This is a genomic window from Aeromonas sp. 602200 (assembly GCF_049173895.1).
Taxonomy (GTDB): Bacteria; Pseudomonadota; Gammaproteobacteria; order Enterobacterales; family Aeromonadaceae; genus Aeromonas; species Aeromonas veronii_A.
The window spans coordinates 1-16,571 of the sequence record NZ_JAAKSL010000019.1 but is presented as its reverse complement, the minus strand read 5'-3'; the positions used below and the strand labels follow the sequence as shown (position 1 = coordinate 16,571).

The following is a 16,571-nucleotide window of genomic DNA, read 5'->3' as shown; positions in this document are numbered from 1 at the left end:
GGGAATACCACAGCAAAGGATCAGCAAGGTGGGCAATATATCGGATGAAGATAACGATGCGCCACCTTGGCGCGGGATGAACAGGCAATTTCCTGACTAAAGACAGGTTTTTTGCGCCATTTGGCCCGCGTCCACAGGGTGAGCGGCGCCGTGATGTGCCGCGTCCCCGTCGTCACATGCCGCTGTGCTCTACAGCATGATGGGCAAAGTGATAGACCCATCCCTCATCACACGGCATGTCACTGGGTGGCGAAATCAGCTCAGGCAATACCGTCACCTTGCCACCAGCGGCATATTGCAGCGCCATCAGGGCGCAGAGCGCCGCATCGTAGCGATCGGTGCCGACCAGCACGTCCGCAGGCAGTAAGGCCGCCAGCTCGGGCCGTGCCGGGGAGGCCTTGCCGCCCACTTTGGCCAATGCCGGATAGACCTCCAGCACGGCACGACTGGCCTTCGGGGCAACGGTCGGCACCAGTTGCAGATCAGAGAGCTGCGGCAGCATAGAGAGCGCCAGAGTGGCGTTGTTGCCGAGCCGGTCGAAGGTGGCCGACAGCGGCTTTTTGCCGTACTGCTGATACAACCAGCGCTCGCAGTCGCGATAGGCGTAGGGGTTGTCTATCTCCCGTTCGGGCACGGCGCAGCTATGTGGCTGGCCGTTGAGCAGATCCCGCAAGGCACGGGGAAAGGCGAGCGGCGCATCGATGCCGAGCGCCAGTTGCGGGAAGGCTTCTACCTGCATCAGGGTCAGCTCGTTTTGCAGGGCCGGACGCAGCAGGGCGGCCAGATCCGGCGCCACCCGCGAGCTCAGGCGAAACAGCGGCGACACCCCGAGCCAGTGCAGGCTGTTGGAGTCGGCCTGCCAGCCCACCACGGCCACCGCCTGGGCACTGCCCTGCCAGCCACGCACATCCCAGCCGATCCCGATTGCACTCATTTGCCCTGCCGTCATCAATTACCTCTGTTCGCCTGTCACAAGTTGCAAGAGACACAGGGTAATCAGCAGAGGCCCTTAACGCAAAGCGAACCGCCCACTCAGAACGATTTCTGGAAGTTCACCAGCGGCAGAATGGGGAACACGCCGTTGGCGGCATAGTTGGCCAGCCCGATCTGCAAGCCGTCGAGGTGCTTGGTCGCATTGATAAAGCCAATCTGGAACGTGGTACGCTCGGCATAGTTGACGAAGCCAACGTTGGCCAGCGCATTGCCCTTGACGATATTGACCGCCCCCCAGTTGAGCCCCTGCACATTGTTGGTCAGATTGACCAGCCCCAGATTGACGCCGGTATCCTGCCCTTCGTGCCAGTTGATGGCGTTGATGGCGACCCCGCCAAACTGGTGGCGCACCCGGCCAGCACCGAGGAAGATCCCGAGCTGCAGGCCGCTGAACTGATCCACATCGGAGAGGGCGAAGATCGGCAGATCAATACCCTTCACCTGACCGGTCCGACCGTAGAGCAGCGAGGCGCGCGCCCCTTCCACCTGATGGGACGCGGGCAAATTGACCCCGGGCAGCGAGACCTGCACCGGAGTACTGGCCTGCGCGACACCGCACAGAGTCAGGGCGCTGCATGCCAGCAGCAGGCGGGAGAGTGTCATGGGAAGTTCCTTGGGCCATTGAGAGTGGCCCGATCCTAACAGTCAGGGGAGAGTGTGGGCACACCAGCAGGGACGAGGTGCGTCACGATACGTCACGGGTGGCCCTCTCACATCTCTATCAGGTCTTGCGAAAGCGCCACCTCAAGGACAATCGGCCACTTTTTCGCAGCGAGTGGCCCCTCTTCCTTTCTTTGCCTGAGCGAACTGCCTAAAATAGTCGCCCTGCTGTATCCGGCATTCATCCATCTAGAGGATTTCCCATGGAGACGTTTCTGCTCGAAGGTCACCCCTTCGTTGCCTTGTGTGACCTTATCAAACATCAGGGGTGGGCCGATTGTGGCGGCGCCGCCAAAGCCCTCATTGCCGAAGGGCTGGTCGAGGTGGACGGTCAGGTGGAGACCCGCAAGCGCTGCAAGATCGTGGCCGAACAGGTGGTCAACTTCAACGGCATGAAGGTCGTGGTGAAAGAGGGCGTCAGCCCGAAGATTGGCTAAACCCGTTTCGGGGAGCCACTCTCCGGCAACCAGCTAGTTGGCCTTGATCGACAGGGTCAGCACAAAACGCGCCATCGCCTCATCCCCGTTCAATGACGGACAGGTGGCCACCACCCGGATGGGGCGATTGATGCGCTGACCGCTTGCCAGCGATTCGTCGATCATGGCGTCAATCTCCTCCCCCGCTGCGCAGTCGAACTGCACATCCCCCTCCGGTCGTTTCAAAAACTCCCCCTGCACATCCTTGAAGGCGAAGTGCACCTTCTTGCGCCGCTGCCGCCCCTTCTCCATCACCAGTAGACCACCTACCAGATCGGCGCCGGTCGCCAGCGCGCCAAAATACATGCTGCCCAGGTGGTTGCGGGTACGCCATCCAAGGGGAATGCGAATGCGCAGCGCCTTGGCGTTCATCTCTTCGATGATCGGGGCACAAAACCCGATGACGGGAATATAGCGCCAGGCAAACAGCCGGAGCGCCAGATTGGCTTTGAAGCGTTGCAAATCCATATGCGAACTGATCCGATGAGTTAATGTAAACAACATGTTGCCTGCATCTGCGCCATTCGACAAGCACAGGGATCACGCTTACGACCTTTTGCCCGGCGCAAAAAAGAGGGAACCACACCGGTTCCCTCTTCTCGTTCATCTCACTGTTAACAGCAAATCTGCCGCTCAGGCGCGCTTCTCTTCGAGCCAAGCCCCCTGACTCTGCATCTCGAACAGCTGGGCATAGTGACCGCCGAGGGCCATCAGCTCGCTGTGGCTACCCCGCTCGCTCACCTGACCGCGGGAGAGCAGCAGGATCTCGTCCGCATCGACGATGGTCGAGAGGCGGTGGGCGATGGCGATGGTGGTGCGGCCACGACGGGCGGCAGAGATCGCCTGCGACAGCGCCAACTCGGTCTGGGAGTCCACGCTGGCCGTCGCTTCATCCAGAATGAGGATACGCGGATCCCCCACCAGCGCACGGGCAAAGGAGAGCAGTTGCCGCTGACCGGCGGAGAGGTTCTTGCCACCCTCCTCCATCAGGGTGTTGATCCCCTGTGGCAAGCTGCGCACAAACTCGGCCAGCTGCACCTCGCTCAGCGCCTGCCAGAGCCGCGCGTCATCTATGCCGGCGCGGCCGAGACGCAGGTTCTCCGCCAGGGTGCCGACAAAGATAAAAGGATCCTGCTGCACTAGCCCGATGCTGCGGCGCACCGCCGCCAGCGACAGGGTATCCAGTGCGTGATCATCGAAGCGGATCTGCCCCTGATCCAGCGGATAGAAGCCCATCAGCAGGCTGATGATGGTGGACTTGCCGCTGCCGGTATGGCCCACCAGCGCCAGCATCTGGCCCGGTTTTGCGGCAAAACTGACCTCCCGCAGCACCTGTTGCTCACCATCGTAGGAAAAACTCACCCGCTCGAAACTGACCCGTCCTTCCAGCGGGCGCAGCTCGCCCTCGGTGCTCTCGCGGGTTTCATCGAGCAGGGCAAAGACCCGCTCCCCCGCCACCATCGCCTGCTGCAACTGGTTAAGCTGGTTGGTCATCTCGATGAGCGGCTCGATCATCCGGCCCAGATAGCTGATAAAGGCATAGAGCACCCCCACCTGAATAGCATCCGCGTGGCTCCCCCCCTCATGGGCAAACAGCGCCAACAGGCCGATCAGCACCATCATGTAGAAGAGATCGATGAGCGGACGCAGCAAAATGCCGTTGATCTTGAGGCTCTTGATCCGTGCCGACCAGTGCTGCTGGTTCACCTCGGCAAAGGCGTTGGCAAAGTGGCGCTCCTGCACCATCGCCTGAATGACCGGCATCCCCTGCAGCGACTCGTTGAGGCGGCTGTTGATGTCGGAGAGCAGACTGCGGGTCGCTCGCACCACCGGCACGCTCAGTTTCTGGTAGAGCCACATCACCCCGCCCACTGCGGGCAGCAACAGGGAGCAGACCAGCATCAGCCGCAGATCCAGCAGCGCCATGGAGATGAGGATGCCGCACAAGAGCACCACCTTTTGCACCAGCAAGCCGATCACCTGCACATAGAGGTTCATGATCGCCTCGGTGTCGTTGGTGATGCGGGAAATCAGCGAGCCGGAGCGATGCTTGTCAAAGTAGCGGGCCGGCAAGCGGATGGCGGTGGCAAACACCTGCTCGCGCAAGGTTTGCACCACCGCCTGAGCGATGCGATTGAAGCGCAAGGATTGCAAATAGAAACCCGCCGCCGACAGCACCTGCAAACCCAGATAGCCCGCTGCAATCAGGGCTATGGTGGGCAGCACGATATTGCGAGGCGCCAGATAGTCATCGATAAAGAGCTTGATCAGCAGCGGCCCGGCCACTTCGGCGCCGGTCGCAAGCAGCAGGCAAATCCCCGCCTGGATCAGCCAGCGAGGATACTGGGCGCAGTAGGCGAGCAGTCGTTTAATGGTCGGATTCACAGGCTCTCCTCCACCGCTTCTTCGAGTCGCTGATAACGCACCATATCTGCATACCAACCATTGTGCGCCATCAGGGCACCGTGATGACCCCGCTCGCTGACGGCCCCCTGCTCCAGCACCAGGATCTCGTCGGCCTGCTCCACCGCCGTCATGCGATGGCTGACCAGGATCAGGGTGCGACGATGGGCCTTGAGGGAATGCAGAATTTGCTGCTCGGTGTGGGCATCCACCGCCGAGAGCGCATCATCGAGCACCAGAATGGGTGCATCCAGCAGCAGGGCGCGGGCAATGGCCAGCCGCTGTTTCTGGCCGCCGGAGAGGGTCACCCCTTTCTCCCCGACCTCGGTTTCATAACCCTTGGGGAAACGCACGATATCATCGTGGACACAGGCAATGCGTGCCACCCGTTCGACCTCCTCGCGGCTCGCATCGGGTTTGCCGAGGGCAATATTGGCAGCGATGGTGGTGGAAAACAGGAATGGCTCCTGCGGTACATAGGCAAACTGGCTGCGCAGTGTGGCGAGCGACAACTGGTCAATCGGTACGCCCCCCATGGCTATCGAACCGTGAGTCGGATTGGCAAGGCGCATCAACAGCTTGAGCAGGGAGCTCTTGCCTGCCCCTGTGCGCCCCACCACCCCGAGCATCCCCCCTTGCTTGAGGGTAACGTCGATATCCGCAAGCAGGGTGCGCTGCTCAAGTTGATAGCTCACCCCTTTGATCTGTAAAGGAAACGCAGAGGTAAACGCGGCCGGCCGGGCGGGCTCTTCGATATCGCTGCGCTCCCCCAGCAGGCTCTCGATGCGGGAGTAGGCGGCGCTGCCCCGCTCGATGATGTTGAACAGCCAGGCGATGGCAAACATCGGCCAGATCAGCTGGCCGAGGTACATGGTGAAGCTGGTGAGCTCACCCAGAGTCAGCTCATCGCGCAGCACCAGCACACTGCCCCCCGCCACCGCGAGGAAGTAGGAGCAACCGATACAAAGGTAGATGACCGGATCGAACTTGGCATCGATGCGGGCCACCGCCATATTGCGCTCCCCCGCCTGTTTGGTCAGCTCGGCAAAGCCTTCATCTTCCAGCGATTCAACCGCATAGGATTTCAACACCCGCACGCCGGAAAGGGCCTCCTGGGTCTTGTTGTTGAGCCTGGAGAAGGCCCCTTGCGCCGCCTTGAACTGGGTGTAGATCTGGGTGCCGAAGCGGTTCATGAAATAGGCCATCACCGGCAGCGGCAGCAAGGAGACCAGCGTCAACTGCCAAGAGTACTGGCTGCACATGATGGAGAGCACCAATACCCCGACCATGATGGAGTCCACCAGAGTCAGTACCCCTTCGCCAGCGGTCATCTCCACAGCCTGAATGTCATTGGTGGCATGGGCCATCAAATCGCCGGTACGGTGGCGCTGATAAAAATCGGGGCTCATCCGGGTGAAATGGCTGAAAAGGCGATTGCGCAACACATAGGCCAGACGGTAAGAGGCACCGAACAGCATCACCCGCCAGACGTAGCGCAGCAGATAAATCAGCACACCCAGACCAAACAGCCCCGCCAGATAGCGCATCAGGGTACCATTGTCGAGACCGCCCTTGGTGATGCCATCAACCACCCAGCCCACCACTTTGGGCGGAATAACGGTCAACAGGGCCACCATCAGCAGCAGGGAGATGGCAGCCAGATAACGGGGCCACTGCTCCTTGAAAAACCAGCTCAATCGTAGAAATACGCTCACACCACCAACCTTTAGCGCTCTCTGCCCGTGACCGCTCCAAGGAGCGGCCATCAGAGAAGCCACGCAGAAATAGAACAATGAAAACAATCGCCTCCGGCTGGAGGCGATTTGAACGAAAGCTCATCATATCCCGAACCGGGATGGTTGAGAATAATTACTATTTAATTCACTGTGACATGCGATCATCCCCTGATGAATAGGGATTATACGAATTTTCATGCTGCTCACCGGTCAACAGGAAGTGTGACACCTCTTCCCGGGTCTGGCTGAAGACCTGTTGCAACTGCTCCAGATCCGCCTCGCTCAGCACCTCGTTTTGCCGCAGGCGCCACTCCAGCTCGCCAGCCACCAATTGCAGACGGGCCGCCGAGATATTGGCAGACACCCCCTTGAGGGTGTGCAGCAGCTTGCTGGCCACCTCGGGCTGCTGACGGCGCAAGGCGGAACGGATCTCCCACAGATCGTCCTTGTGCTCCGACATAAACAGCTTGAACAGGATCTGCAATGCCTCCTTGTCCTGCTCCAGCCGCTTGAGGGCATCCTGCAGATCGAGGATCCCCATCATATCCGGCGGTTTCACCTCCATGATCCCCGCCTGCTCCACCCCTTGCGGCTTCACCCACTGCAGCAGGTTGTTGTAAAGATCCAGCTTGCTCACCGGCTTGGTGACGTAACCATTCATCCCCACCCCCAGGCAGCGCTCCTTGTCTCCATGCATGGCGCTGGCAGTGAGGGCTATGATGGGCACATCGTGCTTGTCGACCATTTTGCGGATCTGGCGGGTGGCATCGAGTCCGTCCAGCACCGGCATCTGCAGGTCCATCAGGATCACGTCAAAAGGCTGCTCGGCAACCCGCTCCACCGCCTCGCGACCATTGTTAACCACGCACACTACCGCATCGACCCGACGTAGATATTCGATGATGAGCTGCTGATTGACCCGGTTGTCTTCGGCCAACAGCACTCGGGTACCCTGCAACAGGGATTTGAAGTGCTGCTGATCCCCCTGAGCCTCTGCCTTGCGCAGATTGAGTTCATAAGAGCTGCCATTGAGCAACTCGTCCACCTTGGCCAGCAGGGCATTCTCGGTCATCGGCTTGGGCAGAAAATGGGTCAGCCCCATGCTGTCCATCCGGGCGTGCAGCCCCTCTCTGGCCCAGGCGCTGATCATCAGGATGGGTATCCGCCGCCACTGGCTGTGCTGATACATCTCCAGCGCCAGATCGAGTCCATCCTCCTGCCCCATGCGCCAGTCGAGGATTGCCAACCGCAGATTGGGCCCCTCTTCACGCAATAATTGACGGGCACGGGAAAGGGAGTTGACCGGCAGCACTCGCACACCCGCCCGAGTCAGGATGTCCCGAGCCAGATCCAGCACCAGTTCGTTGTCATCCATCACCATCACCAGCGGCTGGTTTTCGAAGAAAACTTTCCGTCCAGCCACACCGTAGACCGCCTGCGCCATCGGGATATCGAACTTGAACAGAGAGCCGACGCCAGGCTTGCTCTCTACGGTGATCCGCCCCCCCATCAGCTCCACCAGCCGCTGGGAAATATTGAGCCCAAGACCCGAGCCGCCATATTTGCGGGTATTGCCCGCCTCCAGCTGGGTAAACGCCTGAAACAGTTGGGTCTGCTTCTCTTCGGCAATGCCGATGCCGGTATCGCGCACACTGAAGCGGATCCGCATTGGATGGGAGTTGGCCAGATCGATGGAGACTTCGACCTCACCACGTTCGGTGAATTTGATGGCATTGTTCACCAGATTGACCAGAACCTGCCCCAGCCGCAGAGGATCCCCACGCAAGAAGACAGGCACCTCCGGCGATTTGCGAATGATCACCTCCACATGTTTGCGCTCCGCCAGATCGGCAAACATGCCCGCCAGCGAGTCGAGCTGCTCGCTGAGATCGAAGTCGATCTCCTCCAACGTCAGCTTGCCGGACTCCACCTTGGTCAGATCGAGAATGTCGTTGATAAGCAGCAGCAAGGTATCTGATGAAGACTTTATCTTGCCCAGATAGTCCCGTTGTTGCTGATCCAGCTCGGTCTGCAGTGCCAGTGAGCTGAAACCGATGATGGCATTCATGGGGGTGCGGATCTCGTGGCTCATATTGGCCAGAAAATCGCTTTTGGCCTGTGCCAGCAAGGCCGTCTGACGGGACAACTCGCTCAACTTCTGATTACGACGCCATAGGGTATAGGCCACCAGCACAAAACTGATCAAGGCACCGCCAAGCACCATTAAATAGAAGCGGTTCAGCAATGATGAAGCCCGCTCCAGCTTATCCATCTTCCAGCGCACCAGGTTATCGCTCACCTGCATATCGATGAGACGATGGCGCAGGGTATGATAAGCCATCACCTGACGACTCAAATCCTTGCTCAGGTTAACCAAGGTGATCACCTCGGGTTGCGAGCCGTAATGGGAAGCAAGAGCACGCTGCAACAAGCTCAGCTGTTGCTGATACTGGTTATCGGCGCTGTGTTGCAAAAAATGGCTGAGTTGGGCCAACTCATTGAGATCACGATGCAAGAGGCTCTCTGCCGGCGTGATAGCGCGTACCTTCTCAAGCTGATGCTGAAAGGGTTGCACGATATATTCCACCGCCTTTTCCATGCTGTACAGTCTGGCCAGCTCCATCTGGTAGAGATCCAAATCCTGCAGCAACCTCTGTGAAAGAGGCGTTTGCTCAACCTCAGCATCACTACGAACCCTGTGAACAAAGCTATCGAGGATACCGGATAACTGGACGAGCCGTTGCTGAACATTGCTATCATTGGCACTCTCACGACCAAGCAGGTAAACACTGTCGGTGTTGATCCGGTTCAGCACTGCCTCCGCTGCCTGATTCAGGCTGTATGCACGCTGCTGTTGACTAAGCAGTTGCCAGCAAAGAACCGAGAAGCCGAGCAACAAGGCAGCAACAAGCAGCAGTACCACAGGGCTCTTCCGTGATCCTTTATTCATCCCGTTTTGACTCTCTACTTATAATGGCCGCTGAATTGTCCGGCTTGAGCAGAGCTCGGAGTGGAAGTGTCCACCCCAGCCGAGCGCTGTGTTAACGTTATTTCACTATTTTAACTCTGGCACTATTTTCATCACAGCCACCAGAACCGATCTTCAAGGAGACTATTATGTCATTTATCACTACTTATTGTAGCCACTGCTTTACAAGAAACCGCCTGCCCTCCACCCATGTAACCCACTCCGCCAAATGTGGGCACTGCAAGGCGTCCCTGTTCAGCCAAACCCCTTGCCTCGGGAAGGCGGATAACTTCGATACCCTGATCAACTCCGATATTCCGGTCGTTGTCGATTTTTGGGCCAGCTGGTGCGGCCCTTGCCAGCAGTTTGCTCCAGTATTTCATGATGTTGCCCATGAACTCGAACCACGGATGCGCTTTGTCAAAGTCGATACCGAGCAGCAGAGCACCATTGCCGCCCGTTACGCCATTCGCAGCATCCCCACCCTGATGGTCTTCAAACAGGGTAAAGTGGTGAACCAGATAAATGGATCCCTGCCCAAGAACATGTTCAAGCAGTGGCTGGAACAGTTCATGGGTGTTTAACTTATGTTTCAGAAATGTTTTATTTATGTATTTATTTCCTCATTTTTATCAATGAGTGTGTGAGTAGAGACTGATTTTCAATATGTGAGCCTGTTTCAAACAAGTGAATGGATGTAATCTCGGCAACACAAAAACAACCATAAATTAACCGAGAGAACGATATGCACACATCGGCTGTACCCGCTACTCCATCTCGTTGGCTGGATATCAAGACCGGGATCGTGATCATGGATCTGCTCCTGCTATGCATCATGCTCGCTTGGCTCCCTTTTGATCCTATGGTCAACAAGGGGCTGGGCATTCTGGTCTTTATAGCTATTCTCTGGCTGACCGAAGCGGTCAACATCACTATCACCGCGATCTCCATCCCGGTACTTGCCACCCTGCTCGGGGTGTTTGATATGAGCAAGTCGTTGACCGACTTCGCAAACCCGGTGTTGTTCCTCTTCTTTGGCGGTTTTGCCCTGGCGGCAGCGCTATCCAAACAGGGGCTAGACACCCAGATTGCCGGTAAGGTGATGCAGCTCGCCAAGGGACACCTCGGCTGGGCTGCCATCGTACTCTTCAGTATTACTGCGGCACTCTCCATGTGGATCAGCAATACCGCTACCGCCGCCATGATGATGCCGCTGGCCCTTGGCATGCTCAAAGGTCTCGACATTCACAAGGAGCGCCGCACACTGGTCTTCGTATTGCTTGGTGTTGCCTACAGCGCCAGTATTGGCGGCATCGGCACCCTGGTAGGCAGCCCGCCCAATGCCATTGCGGCCGCCCAGATGGGGCTGGGCTTCACTGACTGGCTGAAATTTGGCATTCCTGTTGTCCTCATCTTCATGCCAGTAGGCATCGGGCTGCTCTATCTGGTAACCCGCCCCAACCTCTCACATCAGGTCAGCACAGAGCGAGTGACCATAGAGTGGACCGGCCAACGCAAGGTGACCATGCTGATATTTCTGACCACAGTGCTGTTGTGGATTGGCTCCCAGCCTATTGCCCAGGCGCTGGGAGGAATACCTCAATTTGATACACTGATCGCCATGGGAGCCATCATCGCCATCGCCGTCAGCCGGGTAGCTAGCTGGGATGACATCAACCAGAACACCGACTGGGGAGTACTGATGCTGTTTGGTGGCGGCTTGACCCTGAGCGCCATCCTTAAGCAGACCGGGGCCAACGCCTTCCTGGCGGAGCACCTATCCAACGGTCTGGCCACCATGCCGATCTTCGTCATCCTGCTCTGTCTTGCCACCTTCGTGGTGTTCCTGACCGAGCTGGTATCCAACACCGCTACCGCCGCTCTGCTGGTTCCACTGTTTGCCGGAGTCGCAGAGGCACTGGGAGTCTCTCCCATTGTCGTATCCGTGCTGATCGCTGTCGGTGCCTCATGCGCTTTCATGCTGCCAGTGGCTACCCCGCCCAACGCCATTGTCTTCGCCAGCGGCCATATCCAGCAGCGTGAAATGATGCGGGCCGGCCTGGTGCTGAACCTGGTCTTCACCGTCATTTTGACCCTGCTTGCCTATTTTATGGGCGACATACTGCATTGATGGCTGGTGGCTCGCTCGCCGGGCTCCTCAATCAACACCAGGTTCCAACAAAGCCCCGTATCATCGGGGCTTTCTCTTTTCCTGCACCCCAACGGCCATCTGTCACATCCCTGACCATCGTCAGCTTGTGCCATGCGACAGCAGCGAGAGTACACATGATGATGACTTCAGACTTATGAGCGATACGGGTGCCATGAGATGAGGTGTTCCCGGGAAAGGCTGGTAATAACGACATTAAAATAATATGTGATGCCCTGTACATCTATCACAGATGATCAAGCTTTTTGCAAATGGTGTACAAATATTTACGAATCCAAGCAGCTATAAAAAAACCCCGCATAGCGGGGTTCTCATATTAAGAGGTGATCAACCGATGTTGCAGGGTTTCAGCTTCCAGATACGATCCACATAGTCCTGGATGGAACGGTCTGAGTTGAACTTACCCATGGTGGCCGAGTTGATGATAGCCTTCTTCGCCCACAGTGCCGGATCCCGATACCAGGTATCGATCAGCTTGTGTGCATCCGAGTAGGACTGGAAGTCCGCCAAGGTCAGGTAAGGGTCTCCCCCTTCCAGCAAAGAGCGCTTGATGGAGGCCAGCTCACCCGGACGACCCGGCGTGAAGTAGTCGGTATCAAACCAGTCCAGCACGGCCTTGAGCTCGGAGTTGGCATAGTAGAAGTCGTACGGATTATAACCGCGCGCCTTCAGCGACTTCACTTCGTCCACGTTCAGACCGAAGATGGCACAGTTTTCGGCCCCCGCCTCTTCGGCGATCTCGATGTTGGCTCCATCCAGCGTCCCGATGGTGATTGCTCCGTTGAGTGCCATCTTCATGTTGCCGGTACCGGATGCTTCGTAACCAGCAGTAGAGATCTGCTCGGAGACATCTGCCGCCGGGATCAACTTCTCGGCCAGACTCACGCGGTAGTTCGGCATGAACACCACTTTCAGCTTGCCCTGGATACGAGCATCGTTGTTGACCCGATCCGCCAGCTTGTTGATGGCATAGATGATGTCTTTGGCCAGCTTGTAACCGGGCGCCGCTTTGGAGCCGAAGATAAACACACGCGGATGCATGTCATAGTCCGGGTTGGCCAGCAGACGACGATAGAGTGCCATGATGTGAATAAGGTTCAGTTGCTGGCGCTTGTACTCGTGCAGACGCTTGATCTGAACGTCAAAGATCGCCTCGGCACTGACATCGATACCGGTTTCGTCTTTGATGACCTTGACCAGCTTCTCTTTGTTATGACGTTTGATGGTCATGAACTGCTGCTGGAACGCCTTGTCGTCGGCAAATTTCACCACGCCACGCAGTTTGTCCAGTTGCAGCGGCCACTCCTTGCCCACCACTTCGTTGTAGAGACCCGCCAGCTCCGGGTTGCAGGCCAGCAGCCAGCGACGCGGGGTTACCCCGTTGGTCACGTTGCACATTTTTTCCGGCCACAGCTCGGCATACTCGGGGAAGAGATCTTCCTTCACCAGCTTGGAGTGGATCTCGGCCACACCGTTCACCTTGGACGAACCGATCACGCACAGGTTGCCCATGCGAACCTTGCGCACGGCCCCCTCTTCGATGATGGAGAGCTTGGCCTTGATGGCGTCGTTGCCCGGCCACTTGGGCTCCACCAACTCGTTCAGGAAGCGGGCGTTGATCTCGTAAATCACCTCCAGATGGCGAGGCAGTACTTTCTCGAACAGGCTGACCGACCACTTCTCCAGCGCTTCCGGCAGCAGAGTGTGGTTGGTATAAGAGAAGACCTGATAGCAGATGGCCCAAGCGGCATCCCAGTTCAGATCTTCCTCGTCAACCAGTACCCGCATCAGTTCCGGGATGGCGACAGTCGGGTGAGTATCGTTGAGCTGAATGGCAATTTGCGCGGCAAAGTTGCTGAAGTCGGCGCCATGCACCCGCTTGTAGCGGCGCATGATGTCCTTGATGGAGCAAGCACAGAAGAAGTACTGCTGGATCAGACGCAGCTCTTTACCAGCATCGGTCTCATCGTTCGGATAGAGTACCTTGGATATGGTCTCGGCCTGGGCTTTCTCAGCCTGGGAGTCGATGTAACCACCGGCGTTGAATACGTCCCAGTCGAAAAACTCGGAGGCGCGGGATTCCCACAAACGCAGGATGTTGACGGTGTGACCGCCAAAACCGACCACCGGAATATCCCAAGGCACCCCTTTAATCTTGCGACCGGCGTGCCACACCTTCTTCAGGCCGCCATTGTCACCAAACACGGTCTCGACGTAGCCATAGAGCGGCACTTCTTGCACCGACTCGGGACGGCAGATCTCCCAGGGGTTGCCATATTCACGCCAGGAGTCTGGGCGCTCAATCTGGCGACCATCCTGAATTTCCTGACGGAACAGACCGTGTTCGTAGTGGATACCGTAACCAACCGCCGGATAGTTCAGGGTGGCCAGCGAGTCGATAAAGCAGGCAGCCAGACGACCCAGGCCGCCGTTGCCAAGTGCCATATCCGGCTCTTGTTCGCACAGGTCGGTCAGTTCCAGGCCGAGTTCGCCCAGCGCCTCTTCGCAAGTCTTGTAGAGGGAGAGGTTGTGCAGGTTGTTGGAGGTCAATCTTCCCATCAGGAATTCAGCAGAGAGGTAGTGAATCGCACGAGTATCTTTCTTGAAATGAGTCTGCTGAGTGCGGGTCAGGCGCTCGTACACCTGTTCATTGACGGCCGCCGCAGTGGCTTTCCACCACGCTTCGGGAGAGGCTTTCTGTTCGCTTGTTCCCAAGGTAGAACGCAGGTGACGCACGATACTCGCCTTGAGCTGATCTTTATCCAGTTGGAGATCCTGGTCTGTCTTCTTCTTGGTAGCCATAAACCATATTCCTTCGTTACAAATAAAATTGTTATCCCGCTTGCGGGACCGGCGCTGTTGTTATCTCAAAATATGTACCGGCGTGAGAATACTAACTAAAGCGGCAGAATTAAAAGTTAACGCAAGTCACACTTTAACCGATAAAAACAGCCTGAAAAGCTTGAAAACCCTTTCCTTAAATTGATCGCACAAAAACAAACATTCCCTTTATTATCATAAGCTTAATGAAAAAATAAAAATATTCTGGCATGAATAGGTTTTCAGAGATTGCCAAGCCTTGAAAATCCCTGAAAATAGGCAGCAAGACGGCACATTGAAACCGGTTTCAATGTGCCTGAAAAATTACCGTATAAATATGAAGCAATCATTGCATCCTTAAAGATGTGCTTTGAACTGATTGCTCAATGGATCGTAATGGTACCCAATCTGATCCAGACGTCCTGCCAACTGCTCTTCACTCATATCGTAATAGGCCAGCAGCTCCTCCAACCCGTCACACTCAAGCCTTAGCTTCTCATTGATGATGCCCAGCAAGATGTTGGCATCAAGACGTTGCAAGGTACTGATATCCATGGCGGCACCTCCTGTAAATGACCTGTATAACCATGGGCGGTTACGCAAGGTTTGTCCATAGTACGAAAAACACCCAACCAGCTTTATATTAAATAGTGTTTAAAAACATAACCTTACTAACGACACATGCCAACACCATCACATTTTTCAGCAAAAACACCTTGTCACTGCCACAGGATAGAACTACTGTATACACATACAGCTTGGATATTCATACAGGAACCCCATATATGAACCAGCCCCTGCACTCACTGCCCTTTGCGATGAATCGTGTCATGAGCAAGCCCTGGCCAACCAGAACCGCCTGCAAAGCGGAGTTTGCTCATGATGGTGTGACTATCCAGTCTGATGATCAGTTTCTGAGCGAGCTGACCAAGCTTGGGGAGGCTCATACCGGCTGGATCTTGTTGATCGCCCCGCCGGGACGCCCCACAGTCAGCCGTCTGGAAGAGCGAGGTATCGATCCCAAGAGAGTGCTGGTGGTACATAGCCCCAAAATCAAGAACTGGCAGCAAACCCTGGAGCGCAGTCTGGGCAATGGTCACTGCGCCGCCGTATTTACCTGGCTACCCGAGCAGATCGAGCTGGATCACGTCAAGCTGCAGCGACTGGGACAGCAATCTGGCGTACTCACCCGCTTCTTTGGCGCGAAACGGACTAACCTCGGCACACCTCTGCTGGCCTATTCAGAGCAAGATATCTATCTCAATCATTAAGACAAAAAACGAACGCCTACGCAGGCTCTCCCGCGGGTCGCAGCGACAGAAGGGCGCAAACAATATGTGACCAGCGGCTTTATTTGAAAGACAAGCGTGCAACAGCCTGACGGTAGGCATCGGAGATCATTTGACCCTGCTTGCTGCAAGCAGACAAACATCAAAAGATGTAACGGATCAAGAAGCAGAAAATAAAACCTGAACTGGACAATCATGCAGCCCAAGTATTCAAACCTGTGGGACTTCCTGCCCACCAGCGAACCCGTTTGAGCAATATGATGAGGCTGAAAGTCATTGCATTCATTTGAGCTGATCACGACAAATTTCCCCCCGGAGTGACCCTCTCCTTGAAATACCGGGTAACAAGGGGTATAACCACGCGTTTTATCAGGTGTAATAAGTGAGCGGTATGATGCAAGCCCCCTTTTGGCAGACCAAGAGTCTGCAGCAGATGACTGAATCCGAATGGGAATCCCTCTGCGATGGTTGCGGAAAATGCTGCCTCAACAAGCTGATAGATGAAGATACCGACGAACTGGTTTTCACCAATGTCGCCTGCAATTTGCTTAACACCAAGACCTGTCAGTGCTCTGATTACGCCAATCGTTTCAAAAAAGAGCCTGACTGTCTGCAGATCACCCATGACAAGATCACCGAATATGACTGGCTCCCCTCAACCTGCGCATATCGCCTGCTGTCTGAAGGTGACGCTCTTCCAGAGTGGCATCCTCTGCTGACCGGCAGTCGTTCCGCGATGCATCAGGCTGGTCAATCCGTCCGTGGCAAAGTCATTCACGAGGATCAGGCGGGTGAATGGATCGATCACATCATCACCTGGGCCAGCTGACACGCTCAACCCGCTATTCTCCAGAGACAAGGGCTGCACAATGTGCAGCCCTTGTTGTTTCTGCAAGCAGGGTTTGTAGCTTCACACATATCTGGCTGGCTAAACCAAACCACCTCCAAGCTGCGCATTGAGAGAGATAGAGATAGAGGCAGAGGCAGAGGCAGAGGCAGAGGCAGAGGCAGAGGCAGAGGCAGAGGCAGAGGCAGAGGCAGAGGCAGAGGCAGAGG

Annotated in this window: 13 protein-coding genes; 5 read left to right on the top strand and 8 right to left on the bottom strand. The window is 56.4% G+C overall.

Translation table 11 applies throughout. The annotated features are described in order from the left end of the window. Positions 1-172 precede the first annotated feature (172 nt). Positions 173-949 (bottom strand): DUF429 domain-containing protein, encoded by a 777-nt coding sequence (locus tag G5221_RS18620; RefSeq protein WP_421263679.1) that lies wholly within the window; start codon positions 947-949, stop codon positions 173-175. An 83-nt stretch (positions 950-1,032) separates the two neighbouring features. Next, complete coding sequence (locus G5221_RS18615) at positions 1,033-1,596, bottom strand: VC2662 family protein (RefSeq protein WP_368191813.1); 564 nt, start codon at positions 1,594-1,596, stop codon at positions 1,033-1,035. A gap of 260 nt (positions 1,597-1,856) precedes the next feature. Here G5221_RS18615 and ybcJ point away from each other — a divergent pair, with 260 nt between their 5' ends. Next, positions 1,857-2,090, top strand: coding sequence for a ribosome-associated protein YbcJ (ybcJ, locus tag G5221_RS18610; protein ID WP_421263678.1), 234 nt, complete (start codon positions 1,857-1,859; stop codon positions 2,088-2,090). 33 nt (positions 2,091-2,123) lie between these two features. On the opposite strand, the gene G5221_RS18605 is transcribed toward ybcJ, so the two are convergent. The 4 genes from G5221_RS18605 to G5221_RS18590 form a co-directional block, all read right to left on the bottom strand. Beyond that, complete coding sequence (locus G5221_RS18605; RefSeq protein ID WP_368191815.1) at positions 2,124-2,597, bottom strand: DUF4442 domain-containing protein; 474 nt, start codon at positions 2,595-2,597, stop codon at positions 2,124-2,126. A gap of 165 nt (positions 2,598-2,762) precedes the next feature. Next, positions 2,763-4,514 carry an ABC transporter transmembrane domain-containing protein gene (locus tag G5221_RS18600; RefSeq protein ID WP_421263677.1) on the bottom strand — a complete coding sequence of 584 codons (1,752 nt, stop codon included), beginning with the start codon at positions 4,512-4,514 and terminating at the stop codon, positions 2,763-2,765. Beyond that, the gene (locus tag G5221_RS18595) at positions 4,511-6,247 is read right to left on the bottom strand and encodes an ABC transporter transmembrane domain-containing protein (RefSeq protein ID WP_421263676.1); all 1,737 of its coding nucleotides are present in this window, start codon (positions 6,245-6,247) and stop codon (positions 4,511-4,513) included. Before G5221_RS18595 ends, G5221_RS18600 begins: the two co-directional genes overlap by 4 nt. 166 nt (positions 6,248-6,413) lie before the next feature. Beyond that, positions 6,414-9,218 carry a response regulator gene (locus G5221_RS18590; protein ID WP_421223189.1) on the bottom strand — a complete coding sequence of 935 codons (2,805 nt, stop codon included), beginning with the start codon at positions 9,216-9,218 and terminating at the stop codon, positions 6,414-6,416. A 167-nt stretch (positions 9,219-9,385) separates the two neighbouring features. Between G5221_RS18590 and trxC the strand changes: the two genes are divergently transcribed. Together trxC and G5221_RS18580 are read left to right on the top strand one after the other, a co-directional pair. After that, positions 9,386-9,820 (top strand): thioredoxin TrxC, encoded by a 435-nt coding sequence (gene trxC / locus G5221_RS18585; RefSeq protein WP_421263675.1) that lies wholly within the window; start codon positions 9,386-9,388, stop codon positions 9,818-9,820. A gap of 161 nt (positions 9,821-9,981) precedes the next feature. Beyond that, complete coding sequence (locus G5221_RS18580) at positions 9,982-11,367, top strand: SLC13 family permease (protein ID WP_266134832.1); 1,386 nt, start codon at positions 9,982-9,984, stop codon at positions 11,365-11,367. 366 nt (positions 11,368-11,733) lie between these two features. Here the strand turns inward: G5221_RS18580 and G5221_RS18575 are convergent, their stop codons facing one another. Further along, complete coding sequence (locus G5221_RS18575) at positions 11,734-14,208, bottom strand: glycogen/starch/alpha-glucan phosphorylase (protein ID WP_216978915.1); 2,475 nt, start codon at positions 14,206-14,208, stop codon at positions 11,734-11,736. 375 nt (positions 14,209-14,583) lie between these two features. Further along, the gene (locus G5221_RS18570; RefSeq protein ID WP_005333612.1) at positions 14,584-14,781 is read right to left on the bottom strand and encodes a DUF4250 domain-containing protein; all 198 of its coding nucleotides are present in this window, start codon (positions 14,779-14,781) and stop codon (positions 14,584-14,586) included. A gap of 230 nt (positions 14,782-15,011) precedes the next feature. On the opposite strand from G5221_RS18570, the gene G5221_RS18565 reads away from it, so the two are divergent. Continuing rightward, positions 15,012-15,497, top strand: a complete 486-nt coding sequence (locus tag G5221_RS18565; protein WP_257690327.1) for a cell division inhibitor — start codon at positions 15,012-15,014, stop codon at positions 15,495-15,497. A gap of 412 nt (positions 15,498-15,909) precedes the next feature. Continuing rightward, positions 15,910-16,344 (top strand): YcgN family cysteine cluster protein, encoded by a 435-nt coding sequence (locus G5221_RS18560; protein ID WP_005361134.1) that lies wholly within the window; start codon positions 15,910-15,912, stop codon positions 16,342-16,344. Positions 16,345-16,571: the final 227 nt, after the last annotated feature.